This window comes from Lactobacillus sp. WILCCON 0149 (assembly GCF_057197965.1).
On record NZ_JBUBHO010000001.1, the window covers coordinates 264,429 to 281,564 of the forward strand.

Annotated in this window: 11 protein-coding genes, 2 tRNA genes, 1 rRNA gene and 1 pseudogene; 12 read left to right on the top strand and 3 right to left on the bottom strand. The window is 51.5% G+C overall.

The annotated features are described in order from the left end of the window. The first annotated feature begins 11 nt into the window (after positions 1-11). On the top strand, positions 12-4,283 hold the full coding sequence (locus ACYVUV_RS01250) for an MMPL family transporter (protein WP_439776366.1): 4,272 nt from the start codon (positions 12-14) through the stop codon (positions 4,281-4,283). A 112-nt stretch (positions 4,284-4,395) separates the two neighbouring features. Further along, a complete protein-coding gene (locus tag ACYVUV_RS01255) occupies positions 4,396-5,478 on the top strand; it encodes a zinc ribbon domain-containing protein (RefSeq protein WP_439776365.1) in 1,083 nt (360 codons plus the stop codon). Positions 5,479-5,691: 213 nt separating this feature from the next. Here ACYVUV_RS01255 and ACYVUV_RS01260 read toward each other — a convergent pair whose 3' ends face one another. Further along, positions 5,692-7,077: an NAD-dependent succinate-semialdehyde dehydrogenase gene (locus ACYVUV_RS01260; RefSeq protein WP_439776364.1), complete on the bottom strand. Its 1,386-nt coding sequence runs from the start codon at positions 7,075-7,077 to the stop codon at positions 5,692-5,694. A gap of 257 nt (positions 7,078-7,334) precedes the next feature. Between ACYVUV_RS01260 and ACYVUV_RS01265 the strand changes: the two genes are divergently transcribed. Further along, complete coding sequence (locus ACYVUV_RS01265; RefSeq protein ID WP_439776363.1) at positions 7,335-8,006, top strand: type 1 glutamine amidotransferase; 672 nt, start codon at positions 7,335-7,337, stop codon at positions 8,004-8,006. Between the two features lie 8 nt (positions 8,007-8,014). Next, a complete protein-coding gene (locus tag ACYVUV_RS01270) occupies positions 8,015-8,512 on the top strand; it encodes a nucleoside 2-deoxyribosyltransferase (RefSeq protein WP_439776362.1) in 498 nt (165 codons plus the stop codon). Between the two features lie 39 nt (positions 8,513-8,551). Here the strand turns inward: ACYVUV_RS01270 and ACYVUV_RS01275 are convergent, their stop codons facing one another. Both ACYVUV_RS01275 and ACYVUV_RS01280 read right to left on the bottom strand, forming a co-directional pair. Next, a complete protein-coding gene (locus ACYVUV_RS01275) occupies positions 8,552-9,412 on the bottom strand; it encodes a helix-turn-helix domain-containing protein (protein WP_439776361.1) in 861 nt (286 codons plus the stop codon). A 2-nt stretch (positions 9,413-9,414) separates the two neighbouring features. Next, positions 9,415-10,218: an alpha/beta hydrolase gene (locus ACYVUV_RS01280; protein ID WP_439776360.1), complete on the bottom strand. Its 804-nt coding sequence runs from the start codon at positions 10,216-10,218 to the stop codon at positions 9,415-9,417. Positions 10,219-10,437: 219 nt separating this feature from the next. Between ACYVUV_RS01280 and ACYVUV_RS01285 the strand changes: the two genes are divergently transcribed. The 8 genes and pseudogenes from ACYVUV_RS01285 to ACYVUV_RS01320 all read left to right on the top strand — a co-directional run bounded on the left by ACYVUV_RS01285 (position 10,438) and on the right by ACYVUV_RS01320 (position 17,113). Continuing rightward, positions 10,438-11,031 (top strand): TVP38/TMEM64 family protein, encoded by a 594-nt coding sequence (locus tag ACYVUV_RS01285; protein WP_003616018.1) that lies wholly within the window; start codon positions 10,438-10,440, stop codon positions 11,029-11,031. Further along, positions 11,031-11,525 (top strand): GNAT family N-acetyltransferase, encoded by a 495-nt coding sequence (locus tag ACYVUV_RS01290; RefSeq protein ID WP_439776359.1) that lies wholly within the window; start codon positions 11,031-11,033, stop codon positions 11,523-11,525. Before ACYVUV_RS01285 ends, ACYVUV_RS01290 begins: the two co-directional genes overlap by 1 nt. Positions 11,526-11,768: 243 nt before the next feature. Next, a complete protein-coding gene (serS, locus tag ACYVUV_RS01295) occupies positions 11,769-13,076 on the top strand; it encodes a serine--tRNA ligase (RefSeq protein ID WP_439776358.1) in 1,308 nt (435 codons plus the stop codon). Positions 13,077-13,232: 156 nt separating this feature from the next. Then, positions 13,233-13,796 (top strand): RNA polymerase sigma factor, encoded by a 564-nt coding sequence (locus tag ACYVUV_RS01300; RefSeq protein ID WP_439776357.1) that lies wholly within the window; start codon positions 13,233-13,235, stop codon positions 13,794-13,796. Between the two features lie 13 nt (positions 13,797-13,809). Then, positions 13,810-14,666: pseudogene (locus ACYVUV_RS01305) on the top strand (RsiV family protein). A gap of 555 nt (positions 14,667-15,221) precedes the next feature. Next, a 16S ribosomal RNA gene (locus ACYVUV_RS01310) occupies positions 15,222-16,784 on the top strand. A 114-nt stretch (positions 16,785-16,898) separates the two neighbouring features. Next, positions 16,899-16,972, top strand: a tRNA-Ile gene (locus ACYVUV_RS01315). Between the two features lie 68 nt (positions 16,973-17,040). Beyond that, positions 17,041-17,113: transfer RNA gene (locus ACYVUV_RS01320), tRNA-Ala, on the top strand. The last annotated feature ends 23 nt before the right edge of the window (positions 17,114-17,136 follow it).

Consider the following 17,136-nt stretch of genomic DNA (forward strand, 5'->3'; position numbering starts at 1 on the left):
GAAAAAGGACGTTGAAGAAGTTACTGAAGAACCACCTTGGCGCTTTGATCGCCTGGGTGCTCATTCTGGTGATTTCTTTGGTTGCCCTGCCAAACGTTGACTCACTGACAAGAGCTCACAGCGAGATCTCTTTGCCAAGCAGCGTGGAAAGCGAAGCAGCCAAACTAATCAAGAATGAATGGGGCAGTAAGAAAAAGAATACTTACGAAGTCGCGGTTGTTTTCAACAAGAAATCCGGTAAGCTGACCGAGACCGACCAAGGCAACATTGAAGCCTCGATCGACCGCTTGACCAGCAACAAGAAGAAATACGGCATCAAGGATTACTTGGCGCCGCAGGATAACATCGCGACCAAGAAGCTGCTCAAGTCTAAAGACGGAACGACTTGGGTAATGCAGATGAACATCTCCAAGAGCCATGGGACCATCTCCCAGGTTTACGACGAGATCAACAAGGCCGTCAAGACCAGTGGGGTAAGAACCTACGTTACTGGGGCAGACGTCCTCAACAATGACTTTACCAGCTCGATCCAAGAAGGGATCAAGAAGACGGAACTGATCACGGTGGTCTTCATCTTCATCGTGTTGATCATCGTCTTCCGGTCACCGGTTGTCCCGCTTGTGTCACTTTTGACGGTTGGGATTTCCTTCCTGGTTTCCTTCTCAATCGTGACCAACCTGGTCAACCAAATCAACTTCCCGTTCTCCAACTTCACCCAAGTCTTCATGGTGATCGTCTTGTTCGGGATCGGGACCGACTACAACATCCTGCTATACAACCACTTTAAGGAGGACCTGGGCAATGGCCTGGGGGTGGCTGAGGCCACGAAGGACTCGATCAAGAAGGCCGGCCGGACTATTCTTTACTCCGGCTCCTCAATCCTGATTGGTTTCTCCGCTTTGGGCTTAGCTAACTTCTCCGTTTACCGGTCCGCTTCCGGCGTTGCCGTCGGCGTTCTGGTTCTGCTGGTTGTTTTGCTGACTTTGAACCCATTCTTCATGGCCACTTTGGGCAAGAAGATGTTCTGGCCAAGCAAGGAATTTGCCGGGGAAAACCCAAGCAAGATGTGGCACGGGATTTCCAGTGCTACTTTGAAGCGGCCAGTTGTCTTCTTGGCAGCAGTAGCAGTTGTCGTTGCTCCGTTCTTCGTTACTTACTCCAACGTTTTGAACTACGACGACACGGCGGAAATTTCAGATTCAGTTCCTTCTAAGCAGGGGCTGAACCTGGTGCAAAAGCACTTCTCTAAGGGGATGGCTATGCCGTCATACCTTTACATCAAGAGTGACCACAAGCTCGACAATGAGAAGGACTTGAAGCTGATCGACGAATTGACGCGGAAATTGCGCAATTCTGAAGGCGTGGACAAGGTTATGTCCGCGACTGAGCCATACAACGAAAAGATTAAGCTGCTCTACGTTAAGAAGCAGCTGAAGTCAGTTACCGACGGGACCGCCAAATTGGAAAAGGGTGTCGGCAAATTGACTAAGGGCAGCGAGCAGGTCACCAGCGGGGCCAAGAAACTGGCTAACGGGGCCGACCAGCTCGACGAAGGCACCGGCACTTTGAGTGACGGGGCTAAGGACCTGTACACGGGGACGGTTAAGCTTTACAACGGTTCAATCGCCCTCTACGATGGGGCAGGTACCCTCTTTAACGGGACCAAGACCCTGTCAGTTGGGGCAGATGCCCTTTACTCCGGCACTAGAAAGTTGTCTAGCGGTGCCAACACCCTGTCTGCTGGTACTCAGAAGCTGAAGAGCGGGACCAGCTCCCTGGCCAGTGGGTCAAAGACTCTGGCTAACGGGACCGGTTCTCTGGCAACTGGTGCTCAAACCTTGAGAAACGGTGCCGGCACTTTGAAGAACGGTACCGCCAGCCTTTACACTGGTGTAGGTACTTTGAAGAACGGTACTGCCAGTCTTTACACTGGCGCTGGTACTTTGAAGAACGGTACTGCCCAGCTTTTGACTGGCAGCACTAGCTTGAAGAACGGCACCAGCTCTCTTGTGACTGGTGCAAATAGCCTTTACACAGGCACTCAAACCTTGACCAATGGCGCCAAGGACTTGACGGCCAATATGAACACTTTGGTTGCCGGTCTTGACCAGTTGAAGAGCCAGCTGTCAGAGAATGCCAGCTCCTTGAACGCTGACCAGCTTGACCAATTGTCATCTGGTTTGACCGACCTGAACAACGGCTTGCAAAGCTTGAACAGCAAGGTCAGCCAAATCAGCGTGCCAAACATCGACACTTCAAAGATCTCTAGCCTGGTCAGCGGCCTGCAAAGCCTGCAAGGGCAAGTTTCATCACTTGAATCTGGTTTAACCAACGCCAAGAGCGGTTTGACCACTGCCGGTAATGGTCTGGGAACTGCCAGCTCAGCTGCTGGCAGCCTGGCAAGCTCAATCAGCAAAGTTTCAGACCCAACTTTGAAGGCAGAACTGCAAAAGGAACTCCAGTCCCTGTCTTCTGGGCTTAGTTCTACTAAGAGCGGGTTGGGTACTGCAAGCAGCGGCTTGACTACTGCTGGTTCTGCTGCAACCAACATGAAGAGTGCTTCATCTAGCATTCAATCAGCCGCCGGCAGTTTGAGTAGCAGCAGTTCTACTGCTTCAACGGCCGACTTGAGCGCTGAAGTTCAGCAACTGCAAGCGGCTGTTTCTCAGCTTGCTTCTGGCTCAAGCACTTTGAGCACCCAAGCAGCCAGCGGGATTAGCAGCCTTAAGTCTGGTTTAAGCAAGATCAGCCAGATGCAGTCAGCAGTTGATGCCCTTGCAACTGGTGCCCACAAGCTTTACACTGGTTCAAACTCAATTTACAGCGGTTTGAGCAAGGGTATGGCAGGGGCCTTGGCTTTGTCACAAGGCGCTACTAAGTTAAACAGTGGTGCCGCATCCCTTTACAACGGGATCAGCCAAGTCAACACCGGTGCTTCAAGTCTGTACACCGGTGCCGGACAAGTTAACTCCGGCGCTTCCAGCCTTTACACTGGTGCCGGCAAGCTGAACACTGGTGCCGCAAGCCTTTACTCCGGCACTGGCACTTTGGTCAGCGGGGCTAACCAAGTCAACTCTGGTGCATCCTCTGTTGCAAATGGTGCAAGCCAAGTCAACTCCGGCGCTGGCCAGGTCAATTCCGGTGCCGGCCAACTGGCTAACGGTTTGGCCAGCGGCGTCAGCGGCGCGGCTCAACTGGCTAACGGCGCGAGCCGTTTGACCAGCGGTGCAAGCTCACTTAAATCCGGTGCTGGCCAACTGCAAAACGGTCTGGCTCAAGGCGTCAACGGCTCCAGCCAACTGGCTGAAGGTGCTGACAAGCTGCAGTCCGGTACCAGCCAACTCTCCAGCGGCGCAAGCAAGCTCGCTACCAAGACGCCAGCCATCACCAGCGGCTTGACTGCCGTCAACAATGGTCTGGTTTCCGCCGGCTCATACTTGAACGGCCTGCGCAAGTCCAAGGCTTCCGACACCTTCTACGTGCCAAGCTACGTCTTAAAGCACAACGCCGACCTGCAGAAGTCCCTCAAGGTCTTCCTCAGCCCGGACAAGAAGAGTGCCATGATCATCATCATCCTGGACAGCAACCCAAGTTCTGAAAGTGCCGCAGAGCACTCACAAGCTTTGAGCGCTATGGCCCGCAAGTCCCTGAAGGGGACCGACCTGGGCAAGGCTGATGTCGAAATGGGCGGGCAAAGCTCAACCATTGAAGACACCAAGAACACGGCCAGCGGTGACTTTACCAGAACTATGGCTATCATGCTGATCGGTATCGGCATTGCCTTGATCTTCGTCACCCGGAGTCTGCTTCAGCCGATCTACATCCTGGGGACTCTGCTTTTGGCCTACATCAGTTCTCTGTCAATCACCCGTTGGATTGTCACCGGAGTGATGGGCCGGAGCGCCATGGCTTGGAACGTTCCGTTCTTCACCTTCATCATGGTGATTGCCCTCGGAGTCGACTACAGCATCTTTGTCATGATGCGTTACCGCGACAGCGATCCACACGCCTTGCCTAGTGCAAGAATCTTGGAGGCATGTACGGTTATCGGGACGGTTGTCATCTCAGCCGCTATCATACTGGGTGGTACCTTTGCAGCCTTGATTCCATCAGGCGTACCAACCTTGATCGAAGTGGCCATCGGGGTCGACATCGGTCTGGCTATCTTGGTCTTCTTGATGCCGATCAACCTGTCAGCTGCAACCAAGCTGACCTACGAAGGCTTCCCATGGCCTAAGTGGGCAGGCCGCAAGAAGGGCCTCAGCTTTGGCAAGAAGTCTTAAATGAAAGCTAAATAATGCATTAAGAACCCGTCATCTTTGGCGGGTTCTTTTTTGCCTGTGCTAGGAAAATGCTATAATGTGGAAAAAGAAACACTAGCAAAGGACGATTACTATGAAAAAATGTCCCAACTGTGGACAGACCCTGACTGGCCAGGAAAAGACCTGTCCGAACTGTGGATTCAATGTGGAGAAATACCGCCGCGACTACTTTACTGAAGAAGCCGCGGCCGAAAATGTGGAAAGAACTGAAATAAACAGGGAAGAAGCTGACCGGACTTTGGAAAAAGATCCATCCGGCAAGCTCAGCCGGTCCGCCTACCGGCAAAAGCAGGAGCAGAATGCCTTTACCGGCAACCCAACCGTGGAAAAAATGATCCAGTGGCTGAGAGACAACACCACAATCGCCTTCCTGGTCGGCGTGGGCCTCTTGATCATCATGAGTTTCTCCCGGACCCTGGGCTGGACGGCTTTTGCTGTCTCCATGGCTCTGCTTATCTGGACTGGCCACCGGGACTCCCAGGGCGAATACACGGCTGACCGGAACTTGACTGAGTATATCCGAAATTGGGGCTCCAAGGTCTTCAATGCCTTTGACGACAAGGAAAACGAAATTGAGGAGAAGAATGAAGAGTTTACCGAGTCCCACCCGAAATTTGAAGCCAAAGTGGAAAAGGTGAAGAAGAAGACCAAGAAGCCGCGGAATTTTGGTGTCATCCAGCTCTCCATTCTCTTGACCAGCTTGATCACCTTGGTCCTCCTTTTCCTGGGGACAGGCTTCGTAACCTCCAGCAGCAAGCTGACCGTGGCCAGCGTCTTCTTTGAAGTCGCCAACAGGCAGATCACGGCGGGCAAGATCGTTCCCGCCTTGATTCTTTACCTCTTCCTGGCGGTTTTCCTGCTCTTGCCGGTCTTCATCATGCTGGCCGTCAGCCAGAATACCAGGGTCTCCCGGGTCCGGGCTTTTGCCTTGTCCTTGGTCGAAAGCCTGGTCTTGATCTACCTCTTTTACCAATTGGCCCAGACGACTAGCGCGACCAGCTACTTAAGCCAGGCTGTTTCCAGCTTGAAGAGCTATGCCGTGGCTATCGGCATTTCCGGCTACCTCTTGATCCTGGTCTCTTGCTTGACCACGGTTTTGGCCGGCATCAACATGTTCCAGCCAATGGTTAAGGCAGATCAAAATAACGAAGAATAGTTTTTGTTAGCAGAAAAAAGGCTGCTGGTCTGAGTGACCAGCGGCCTTTTCTTGCTATTTTTCTACTTGGAGATTCGTGAAAAAACAAAAACTAAAGAGTAGAAAATTTGAATTAGTACAAAAGAAACACTAAAAAGAAAGTAGGTAATGTAATAAAGATTAAAAGAAAAAAGTAAAAGTAAGTGTAATTGAAAGAGATTGAGTTAGATCTGTTTACTGCTTGTTTTGGTCAGTAAAGTCGATCACCAGGTGCTCGTTGACGAAGGCGTCCAGGCCCAAAGGACTGAGCTCGCGGCCGTAACCTGACTTCTTGACCCCGCCGAATGGCAGGCTGCCGTCAGTGATCCAGCGGCCGTTGATGACTGTCATCCCGGTTTCAATCTGGCTGGCTACTTCTTCAGCATGCTTGATATCACTGGAGATGACGGAAGAACCCAGCCCATAGCTGGAGTCGTTGGCTAAGGCAATGGCTTCAGCCTCGTCTTTAACCTTGTAAACCACGCAGACTGGCCCGAACATTTCCTGGTCAAACATTGGGTTGTCCTTAGTCATGTCCGTCAAAATAATTGGCCGGCTGAAGGCACCTGGGGCGTCAATTTCCGGGTACTCGTAGTAAACCTTGGCTCCGCCGGCAATTGCCGCTTCAACCTGCTTGGCCAGCTTCTCTTTTGCGGCTTGGGAGTTCATCGGCGGCAGGGTAGTGGAGTCTTCCAGCGGATCGCCCCACTTAAGGCCAGAGTAGATTTCCTTCATGTCTGCCAAAACTTCTTCATAGCGGTCGGCCAAAACGATCATCCGCTTGGATGAGGTGCAGACCTGGCCATTATTGTAGCTGCGGGCGTCGCTCAAGGCTGCCTTCAAAACTGCTGGGTCAGCGTCGCTTAAGACGATGAAGGCATCGTTGCCGCCCAGTTCCATAGTGGACTTCTTCAAGTTCTTGCCGGCGTTTTCGGCTACGGACACCCCGCCTCTTTCAGACCCGGTCAAGGCTACCCCTTGCACCCGCGGATCAGCAATGACCTGGTCCAGTTGGCTGTAGCTGAGGTAAAGGTTGATCAAGCTGCCTTCCGGCGCCCCGCCAGCTTTCACGATCTTGGCGGCCAGGGCAGCAGAAGTTGGCACATTGTGGGCGTGCTTAAGCAGCATCGGGTTGCCGACCACGAAGTTCGGGGCAAAGACCCGGATGACTTGGTAAAGAGGGAAGTTCCATGGTTCACAGGCCATGATCACCCCGGTAGCCTGCTTTAAGTAGTAGGCGCGGCCGTATGGGTTGGGCAGGTCGACCGGCTTTAAAAGTTCCGGGCCGTGGTCGGCGTAGTAGTTGAGGATGCCGATGCAGATCTCAACTTCTTCCTTGGCCTCGCTGAGCTTCTTGCCCATTTCCAGGGTCATGGTCTTGGCCATTTCTTCTTCCTTTTCCTGGAACTTGGCCGCGATGTCCTTCAAAATGGCTGCCCGGCTGCTCGGTTCTTCATGCCGCCACTTCTTGTAGAGGGCGTGGGCTAAGGCCAGAGATTCTTCAATCTGCTGGTCAGTCGGGTTCTCGTAGCTCGCGAAGACTTCATTGGTATATGGGTTCACTGATTCGTATTTTGCCATAGCTGTTTTCTTCATCCTTTCGAATTAAAAGTTGATCAGACCGGCCTTTAGCGCCAATCTAGTGTAAGATTCACAAATATCCCTCTCTCTAGTATAAACCGCTTTCTGATATTTGGTATAGCTAAAGGCTGAAATAATTTTATTATCTGAAGGAATATTTTAACGGCAATTTTTTCAATTTTTTGGTAAAAATCTCTCCTTTAATGAAAAAATCCTGCCAGCATGGTAAAATATTTAAAAATTGAAAGGACGAGATTATGCGGATCAACGTTTTGCAGCACACCCCGAATGAGGGGCCGGGGGCCATCAAGGCCTGGGCCGAAGACCGGGGCAACAAAGTCTATGTATATCATCCGGAAACTTTCGGCATTTTTCCGAAAGCTGATGAAACCGACATGCTGGTCGTTTTGGGCGGGCCGATGAGCCCGGGCGACGACTTGCCTTGGCTTAAAGAAGAACGGCAATTGATCAAGGACTGCCTCAAGCAGCACCTGCCAATTCTCGGCATTTGCCTGGGTGCCCAGCAAATTGCCATCTGCTTAGGCAGCAGCGTGCACCCGGCTGCCCACAAGGAAGTCGGCTGGGCTCCGGTCTACAAGCAAAGTGATGCGATCGGTGACTTGCCAGACAAGCTCCTGGCCCTGCACTGGCACCAGGACATGTTTGAAATGCCAGCTGGCAGCCACTTGCTCTATTCCAGCGACCTCTTGGCCAACCAGGGCTTTTTGGTCAATGGCAACGTGATCGGCCTGCAGTTTCACTTAGAGCCCTTGGCTGACAACGTCCGCGAAATCGTCATCAATGACGGCGCCTACGCCGAAAGCGGCAATGACTTACACCAGACTCCAGCCGAGATTCTGGCCCAGCCTTTGCCAAGCGCCAATAAGCGCGCCATTTACACCATGTTAGATTATTTAAGCGTCCACTAGGAGGATTCATGACGGCAACTGCACGTATTTATTTAGGTTCATCTTTTCACCGCGACCACCATCAAGCCCGGGCCAAGCAGGTCCGCGAATACTTGGCGGCCAACCCGACGGTCGAGCACGTTCATTTTCCCTTTGACCAGCAGGTAACCGACCCGGCGGAAGACCCGAATGTCGGCTTTGGGGATGAACGGAGTCTCTTTTGGAAGCAGCAGACCTTCCAAAACGACATCAACGGCCTGTCCATGGCAAATTGCGGCCTCTTCCTTTACGACATGGATGAACTGGATGATGGCTGCGCCTTTGAAATCGGCTTTTTGCGGGCGCAGAACAAGCCGGTCATCATCGTACCTTTCACTAACCACCCGGAAAAGAAGCCGATCATGAACCTGATGCTGTCTGAAGGGGCAACGGCTTTTATCAAGGGCGACCAGGAACTGGAACTCTTGAAGACTTACGACTTTAACAACTGCCCATGCCGGCCGCTGACTGGCTATGGCACCATTTAAGGCAAAAATAAACGGTCAATCTCGCGATTGACCGTTTTCTTATGCTTTCTCTTCGAGTTCTTTGAGGAGCTTGCCGCCTTCTTTGAGGATAACCTCGTTTTTGTTCAAGCGGGCGAATGCCAGGGCGTCGTGCAGGTGCTCCAGGGCCGTATTCATGGACCGCTTTTGGGCCAGGTCGTCTAAGGCCAGCTGGTAAAGGACCCGGGCCAAAAAGTAGACCACATGATGTTCGGAAGCCAGCTCGTAGGCATAGTTGAGCAGGTCGTCAGCATGTTTGTACTGTCCGCTTTGCCCGTAGAATTCGCCGGCCGCCGTCAAAATGGACATGACCTGGAGTTCTCTCAAGCTGTCTTTGATTTCGACTTTCTTGATCTGGTCCAGGATCTGGTCAAAGTAATGAGAGGCCTTGCCCATGTCCTGGCTGGCATAAACCTGGCTGCAGCCTTTAAGGGCCAGGAGGCGGTAGATGTTGCCGGCCTTAAGGTTGTCGGTTGTCAGGATATTGTTGAAGTAGAAAAGGGCCGAGACTTCGTTGTGGTCCCCGTCCAGAGCCAGCTGCCCGCAAAGGTAGTTGTAGTGGAGAAGGTCTTGCTTGTCGCGGATCTTTTTCTCATTGACCTGCTTGAGGATCTTGCGGACCTGGTCATAGTCATAAGTGATGAAGCAGAAGTCCGCGGAAAAAAGCTTCTGGGCAATTTCGCTTTCCGTGCTGGTCAGCATGATGTCAGATAAGGAGATGTTCATCCGCTCGCAGAGCTGCTTGAGGATCTTGAAAGAAGGAATCTGCCCGTTGTTTTCGAACTTGCTCAAGGTTGACTGGGTGCAGATCCCATTGCAGAGCTCATTTTGCGACAGCTTGAGCGACTTGCGGATTTTGATGAATTTTTCAATGTTTATCATGGTTAATCGCTTCCTGTTTTCAGACTGAGGGCATAGTTGAGATAAGTTATGCTTTCCCTGAGATAATCCCGGCCGTAGTCCATGGCGTGGCCATGACCGGGGATAATTTCCAGGTCAACCTGGTGGCCGCGGCCAGCCAGGCGGCCGGCAAATTCAGTAACGCCGGCCAGGTCGGTCAGTTCAGCCGCTGAGTTCATCATGAGCAGGCGGCTCAACTTGGTATAGTCGTAGCTTTGGGCATCCAGGTCGGCCAAAAGGTCAGAGTCCTCGCTGCCGGCGTAGGTCAAGACAAAGTACTTGTAAAAGGCTTCATTGATGGCCTGCTGGGTGGTCAAGCCCAGTTCTTCCTTGCCATTGACTGAAGGCTTGACCTCTTGGTGGTCGGCCAGCCAGCTGCTGAAGTCGACAGGGGCTGACCAGGTGACCGTCGGGAAGCCGTACATGCCGGCGACTTTCAAGGCCAGGGTGCCGCCGGAGCTGGCGCCGATCTGGACGATGTTGTTTTCATCGCCCTCATCGGTGTAGTTTGAAGCCAAAAGCCAGGCCGCGAAGTTAAGGGCATCCTCGTGGGCAGCTGGGAAATGGTCAGCTGGAGCCAGCCGGTAGTCGGGCACGAAGGTCATGAAGCCAGCGTTGGCCAGGTCGATTGCCACGTCTCTGACGCCATTTTTGCTTCCCCTAAACCAGCCGCCGCCGTGCCAGAGAATGAGGATTTTTGTCTGTGAGTCGGTATCGTTGGGATAATAGATGTCGGTCTTTAGGCCGTGCTTGAGGTCATAAGCGATATTGTTAACAGTCACAACCATAATCTCATTTTTCCTTTCTGAACTGATTTGAATTCTGATTTTTTATCCTAACTTAATTATATACTCAAAGCAATAACTTCTGCTTGCTTTTTGTCTTTTTTCGCAAGGGAAAAGAAGGCAGCATACATAAGTTTATTTAAAGCCCGAAGCAAACTAGTGTGGAGGGGGGAGGCTTTTTGCTAAAATTATCCTGGAATTTGTTTTTAGGGGGAAAAGACCATGAGTTACGAACAAAGCCGCAAGCTGATCAACCGGCTGACCATTATTTCAACCATCGTGATCATTGGCCTCTGCATCTATTGGTACCAGCTGGGGATTTTTACCAGCCAGGCCAAGATGAGCGCCTATTTGGCTGACAAAAAGATCCTGGGTCCCTTTATCTTTGTTTTGATTCAGATCATCCAGGTCGTGATCCCGATTATCCCCGGCGGGGTCTCCCTTTTGGCTGGGGTTGTCTTCTTCGGCGCTGGACCTGGTTTTATCTACAACTATATCGGGATCGTCATCGGCTCCTTGATCAACTTCTTCCTGGCCCGCTACTATGGCAAGTCCTTCATCCTGCACATCGTGTCGGAAGAGAGCCTGGAGAAGTATACCAAGTGGACCAAGAACCAAAAGAAGTTCAACTGGTTCTTCGCCATCTGCATCCTGGCCCCGGTTGCCCCGGATGACCTGCTCTGCCTTTTGGCGGGTCTGACGGAAATGAAGCCTTGGACCTACTTCTGGATCATCGTCCTCTGCAAGCCTTGGACCATCGCGGCTTACAGCCTGGGCCTGGTCTACGGGGCCCGCTGGATCATGAGGCTGATGTGATGGAGAGCGAGCGGATATATTTGCGGCCGGTCGGGCCGGAAGATGCTGACCTGCTTTTGTCTTGGGGGCAGGATCCCTACTACCAGAAAACGGCAGGCTTTGCCCACTACCGGAACATGCTTGAAGCTGAAGAAGGGGCCTTAGCTTACCAGAGACGACCGGCCAGCTACATGATTTGCTTAAAAAATGGCCAGGCAATTGGCCTGCTGGAACTATATCCCCGGGATGGCCAGTCCCGGGAGCTGGGCTTTCTTTTGGACAAAAAATTCCAGGGGCAGGGCTACATGACTGAAAGCATCAATTGTCTTTTGGCGGAAGCTTTTAAAGATCCGGAGATCAAGGAAATCTGGGCCGGCTGCCGGTCGGACAATTTGCGGCCTCAGCATTTATTGCAAAAACTGGGCTTTCGGCAGATGTATGAAGTCGATTACCGGAAAATTCCCCCTTTTTTGGATTTTTCGGCCAAGTATTATTTGCTAAAACGGACCGAATAGCATAGAATAGAGACAAACACGAAATCCTTAGACTGCCGACAGAGAGTCCGCGTATGCTGAGAGCGGACGGCGGTCGCTTCCAGATTTCATTAGTGTGGGCAATTAATCATTGCACGGCCGGGCACCGTTAGCGCCCAACTGAGTGCGGCTCTTTGAGCCGAAACTGGGTGGTACCGCGAACCGTGCGCCGATTCGTCCCAAGACTGGGACGGACCGGCTTTTTTATTTTTTCGGAGGTTATATATGCTGGATATTAAGGTCATTCGCGAGAATCTTGACTGGGCCAAGGAAAAGTTGGCAACTCGGGGCATCAAGCCTGAGCAATTGGATGAACTGGTAGCTATCGACGCCAAGCGCCGGCAAGCTATGGTAGAAGCTGAAAACTTGAAGGCAGAAAGAAACGAAGTTTCAAAGAAGATTGCTGCCGCCAAGCGGGAAAAGGCAGATGCCAGCGAAGCTATCGCCAACATGCGTGAAGTCGGTGCCAAGATCAAGGAATTGGACCAAGAAGTTGATGAACTGCAGGAAAAGCAAGAATACATCCTGCTTCGTTTGCCAAACTTCCCAGCTGACTCAGACCCAATTGGCCCTGACGAAAGCTACAACGAAGAAGTCCGCCGCTGGAGCGAACCAACCAAGTTTGACTATGAACCAAAGGCTCACTGGGACCTGGGCACTGACTTGAACATCCTGGACTGGGACGCGGCAAGCAAGGTTTCCGCAGCCCGCTTCGTTTACTACAAGGGTGCCGGCGCTCTCTTGGAACGGGCCGTTTACAACTTCTTCCTGGATGAAAACACCAGCGAAGGCTACACTGAAGTCATCACCCCATCCTTGGTCAACAACGACTCAATGCAAGGTACTGGCCAATTCCCGAAGTTTACTGAAGACGTCTACACCATCGTTGAAAATGACGACCCAGAAGTACCGCGGAACCTGACTTTGATTCCAACTGCTGAAGTTCCTTTGGTCAACTACTTCAGAGGCGACATCATCGATGGCAAGAACTTGCCAATCAACGTGACTGCTTTGTCACCAGCCTTCAGAAGTGAAGCTGGTTCAGCTGGCCGCGACACCCGGGGCTTGATCCGGATGCACGAATTCCGCAAGGTGGAAATGGTTAAGGTCGTTAAGCCGGAAGAATCCTGGAAGGAACTGGAAAACCTGACCCACAACGCTGAACACCTGCTGCAAAAGCTGGGTCTGCCGTACCGGGTCGTAGCCTTGTCAACCGGGGATGCATCCTTCACCAGTGCCAAGACTTACGACTTGGAAGTCTGGATGCCAGCCCAAGACACTTACCGGGAAATCTCATCCTGCTCCAACTGTACTGACTTCCAGGCCCGCCGGGCACAAATCCGTTACCGGGACGAAGACGGCAAGGTTAAATTGACCCACACTTTGAACGGGTCAGGCCTGGCTGTTGGCCGGACGGTTGCCGCTATTTTGGAAAACTACCAAAACGAAGACGGCACGGTTACCGTACCAGAAGCTTTGCGCCCATACATGCACGGCATGACCAAGATCACGCCAGAAGTTAAGTGGCACTAGTCATAAAGGAACTCCGCGGAGGGGTTCCTTTTTGCGTGGAAATTTTTTCTAAAAAACTTTTTGCAAAAGTGTAACCTTTCAGCTCCCTTAGGTGTCTATTAGGGTAGAGGAGATGAGGGCCTCGAAAAACAAAAAGTAAAAGGACGGAAAAAGACAGTGAGAGAAACTGAAATCATCGAGCAGTTCTTCGCCAGAGACGAAGCTGCGCTCACTTCAGTCCAGAGTGAATATGGGGCATATTGCTCAACGATTGCCCGCAACATCTTGCGGGATAAGGAGGACGTTGAGGAGTGCCTGAACGATACATGGCTGAAAGCCTGGAACACGATTCCGCCAAAGCGGCCGCAGAGCCTCTTGGCCTACCTGGGGCGCGTCACGCGCAACGGAGCCTTGAACATGGTCCGCGACCAAAACCGGCAGAAACGGGCTGGGGATCAATATACCGCCTCGCTGGATGAAATTGGAGAGTCATCCGGCGCGGTCCAGGAGCAGCCAGAGCTGGAAGGGATTGAGAGCAGCGCTTTGACGGAGATCATCAATGATTTTCTGGCAGGCCTGCCAAAAGAAAAAAGAATTATTTTTGTTCAGCGGTATTTTTACATGGACGCCATCAGCGACATTGCCGCGGCTAACGGGATGACAACATCAGCCGTTAAGGTGGCTTTGATGCGGATGCGGCGCAAGCTGGGCAAAAAACTGCAAGAAGAAAAGTTTATTTAAAGGGGATACTATTATGAAAAACACTGACTTAATGGATGCAATGGGCGGAATCAAGACTGAGTATATCGTGGAGGCAGCAGCCGGCCGGGGGCAAAAGAAGGTCGTTCCTTTGTCCGCCAAGCGCAAGCCGTGGGTCCGCCTGGTGGCAGGGATCGCGGCAGCGGCTGCTTTCAGCGTGATTTTGCCAAACACGAGTCCGCAGGTGGCTAATGCTATGCAGAACTTGCCAGTTGTGGGTAACTACTTCAAGCTGGTGACCTTCCGCGATTACCACTACGAAAGCCGCAAGCATTCAGCCGATATTTCCGTTGACAAAGTTGCTGTCAGCGGGGTGACCGGGCCGGCAGCCAAGGAGGCCAAGAAGAGCAGCCAGGCAGTCAACCGGGAAATTGCCAAGGAAACTGACAGTTTGACCAAGGAATTCAAGGCTTCTCTGAAGAAGGGCGGCTATGGCTCTTTGACAGTCAAGACTAAGCAAGTAACTAACAACCGCTACTGGTACGTGATCAAGCTGACGGCCGTGCAAACCCAAGCCGACAGCGGCGAAAGCAGCCGCTACTACGTCTTAGCGGCAAGCAGGTCAAGCTGGGCGACTTGTTCAAGAGCGGTAGCAACTACCAAAAGGCCATCAGCCAGAACATCATCAAGCAGATGAAGCAGGAGATGAAGGCTGACAAGAACAAGAGCTACTTCCTTAAGCAAAATGGCGACCCGGACGGCTTCAGCCAAATCAAGAAGAACCAGCAGTTCTACATCAACAAGAAGAACCAGGTGGTTATCGTCTTTAACCAAGGTGAAGTGGGGCCAATGTCCATGGGCAGCCAGAGCTTCGTTTTGCCAAACAAGCTGGTAGCCAAGCTGCAGAGATAAGTTGAGCAAGATAAGAAAAGAGAAAAGAAAAAAGAATACAAAAGAGAATAATGGAGTGAAGAAAATGGTGACTTAGGTCGCCATTTTTCTTTTGCCCAGTTTTTTAGAAAAAATCGCAGAAATTTTTCCGGCTTTTCCAGAGAAAAACAAGCAAATTAAGAACAATCTTCTGTTAAAAAAAGAAAAAATACAGCTAATCCGATTTATTGCAACTGGAAGAGAAAGGTGCGTAACAACAACACCGCCGGGTGCACCAATCATAAAACGAATGAAAAAGCAAATTTGACGAATCAAAAAAAGCTAGTATACTAATATTTGTTGCCGCATGAGACAAGCAAGTCTCGCGGAGGCAAAAAAGAAAATATCAGAAAGCTGTTGACAATAATCAAACAAGCGAGTAAGATATAAAACGTTGCGTCACTAAGACGCAAGTTGGTACTTTGAAAACTGAACAAAGTTTCGCAGTGTGCGGGTCAAACATTGTTTGATCCAAACAAATAAGCGAAGTCAATTCGCAAGCAAATAATCTGGAGCAGATTAAAAAGGCTCAATTTTCAAATTGAGAGTTTGATCCTGGCTCAGGACGAACGCTGGCGGCGTGCCTAATACATGCAAGTCGAGCGAGCTGAATTCAAAGATTCCTTCGGGATGATTTGTTGGACGCTAGCGGCGGATGGGTGAGTAACACGTGGGCAATCTGCCCTAAAGACTGGGATACCACTTGGAAACAGGTGCTAATACCGGATAACAACATGAATCGCATGATTCAAGTTTGAAAGGCGGCGCAAGCTGTCACTTTAGGATGAGCCCGCGGCGCATTAGCTAGTTGGTGGGGTAAAGGCCTACCAAGGCAATGATGCGTAGCCGAGTTGAGAGACTGATCGGCCACATTGGGACTGAGACACGGCCCAAACTCCTACGGGAGGCAGCAGTAGGGAATCTTCCACAATGGACGCAAGTCTGATGGAGCAACGCCGCGTGAGTGAAGAAGGTTTTCGGATCGTAAAGCTCTGTTGTTGGTGAAGAAGGATAGAGGCAGTAACTGGTCTTTATTTGACGGTAATCAACCAGAAAGTCACGGCTAACTACGTGCCAGCAGCCGCGGTAATACGTAGGTGGCAAGCGTTGTCCGGATTTATTGGGCGTAAAGCGAGCGCAGGCGGAATGATAAGTCTGATGTGAAAGCCCACGGCTCAACCGTGGAACTGCATCGGAAACTGTCATTCTTGAGTGCAGAAGAGGAGAGTGGAACTCCATGTGTAGCGGTGGAATGCGTAGATATATGGAAGAACACCAGTGGCGAAGGCGGCTCTCTGGTCTGCAACTGACGCTGAGGCTCGAAAGCATGGGTAGCGAACAGGATTAGATACCCTGGTAGTCCATGCCGTAAACGATGAGCGCTAGGTGTTGGGGACTTTCCGGTTCTCAGTGCCGCAGCAAACGCATTAAGCGCTCCGCCTGGGGAGTACGACCGCAAGGTTGAAACTCAAAGGAATTGACGGGGGCCCGCACAAGCGGTGGAGCATGTGGTTTAATTCGAAGCAACGCGAAGAACCTTACCAGGTCTTGACATCCTGCGCAAAACTTAGAGATAAGTCTTTCCCTTCGGGGACGCAGTGACAGGTGGTGCATGGCTGTCGTCAGCTCGTGTCGTGAGATGTTGGGTTAAGTCCCGCAACGAGCGCAACCCTTGTCTTTAGTTGCCATCATTAAGTTGGGCACTCTAGAGAGACTGCCGGTGACAAACCGGAGGAAGGTGGGGATGACGTCAAGTCATCATGCCCCTTATGACCTGGGCTACACACGTGCTACAATGGGCAGTACAACGAGAAGCGAACCCGCGAGGGCAAGCGGATCTCTTAAAGCTGTTCTCAGTTCGGACTGCAGGCTGCAACTCGCCTGCACGAAGCTGGAATCGCTAGTAATCGCGGATCAGCACGCCGCGGTGAATACGTTCCCGGGCCTTGTACACACCGCCCGTCACACCATGGAAGTCTGCAATGCCCAAAGTCGGTGGGATAACCATTTTGGAGTCAGCCGCCTAAGGCAGGGCAGATGACTGGGGTGAAGTCGTAACAAGGTAGCCGTAGGAGAACCTGCGGCTGGATCACCTCCTTTCTAAGGAAAGACACACAATCAGAGAGTGGGAACACTAATAGACGATTGTGAGTTACGAAAGCACACTGCAAAAGAAACTTTGTTCAGTTTTGAGAGTACCAACAATAAGAACTTGGGCCTGTAGCTCAGCTGGTTAGAGCGCACGCTTGATAAGCGTGAGGTCGATGGTTCAAGTCCATCCAGGCCCATTGAAATGCGAAGAAAAGTCTTTACATTTCGGCTAAGATGGAGTAACATCTTAAAAGTTGATATTTACGGGGGCATAGCTCAGCTGGGAGAGCACCTGCTTTGCAAGCAGGAGGTCATCGGTTCGATCCCGTTTGCCTCCATTGGCCACAAGGCCAAGTTTGTA

Excerpts from the sequence above, each read along its gene's own strand:
- serS (WP_439776358.1), top strand. The coding sequence starts at position 11,769 with ATGCTGGATATTAAGGTCATTCGCGAGAATCTTGACTGGGCCAAGGAA.
- ACYVUV_RS01285 (WP_003616018.1), top strand. The coding sequence starts at position 10,438 with ATGAGTTACGAACAAAGCCGCAAGCTGATCAACCGGCTGACCATTATT.
- ACYVUV_RS01265 (WP_439776363.1), top strand. The coding sequence starts at position 7,335 with ATGCGGATCAACGTTTTGCAGCACACCCCGAATGAGGGGCCGGGGGCC.
- ACYVUV_RS01290 (WP_439776359.1), top strand. The coding sequence starts at position 11,031 with ATGGAGAGCGAGCGGATATATTTGCGGCCGGTCGGGCCGGAAGATGCT.
- ACYVUV_RS01260 (WP_439776364.1), bottom strand. The coding sequence starts at position 7,077 with ATGGCAAAATACGAATCAGTGAACCCATATACCAATGAAGTCTTCGCG.
- ACYVUV_RS01255 (WP_439776365.1), top strand. The coding sequence starts at position 4,396 with ATGAAAAAATGTCCCAACTGTGGACAGACCCTGACTGGCCAGGAAAAG.
- ACYVUV_RS01275 (WP_439776361.1), bottom strand. The coding sequence starts at position 9,412 with ATGATAAACATTGAAAAATTCATCAAAATCCGCAAGTCGCTCAAGCTG.
- ACYVUV_RS01270 (WP_439776362.1), top strand. The coding sequence starts at position 8,015 with ATGACGGCAACTGCACGTATTTATTTAGGTTCATCTTTTCACCGCGAC.
- ACYVUV_RS01280 (WP_439776360.1), bottom strand. The coding sequence starts at position 10,218 with ATGGTTGTGACTGTTAACAATATCGCTTATGACCTCAAGCACGGCCTA.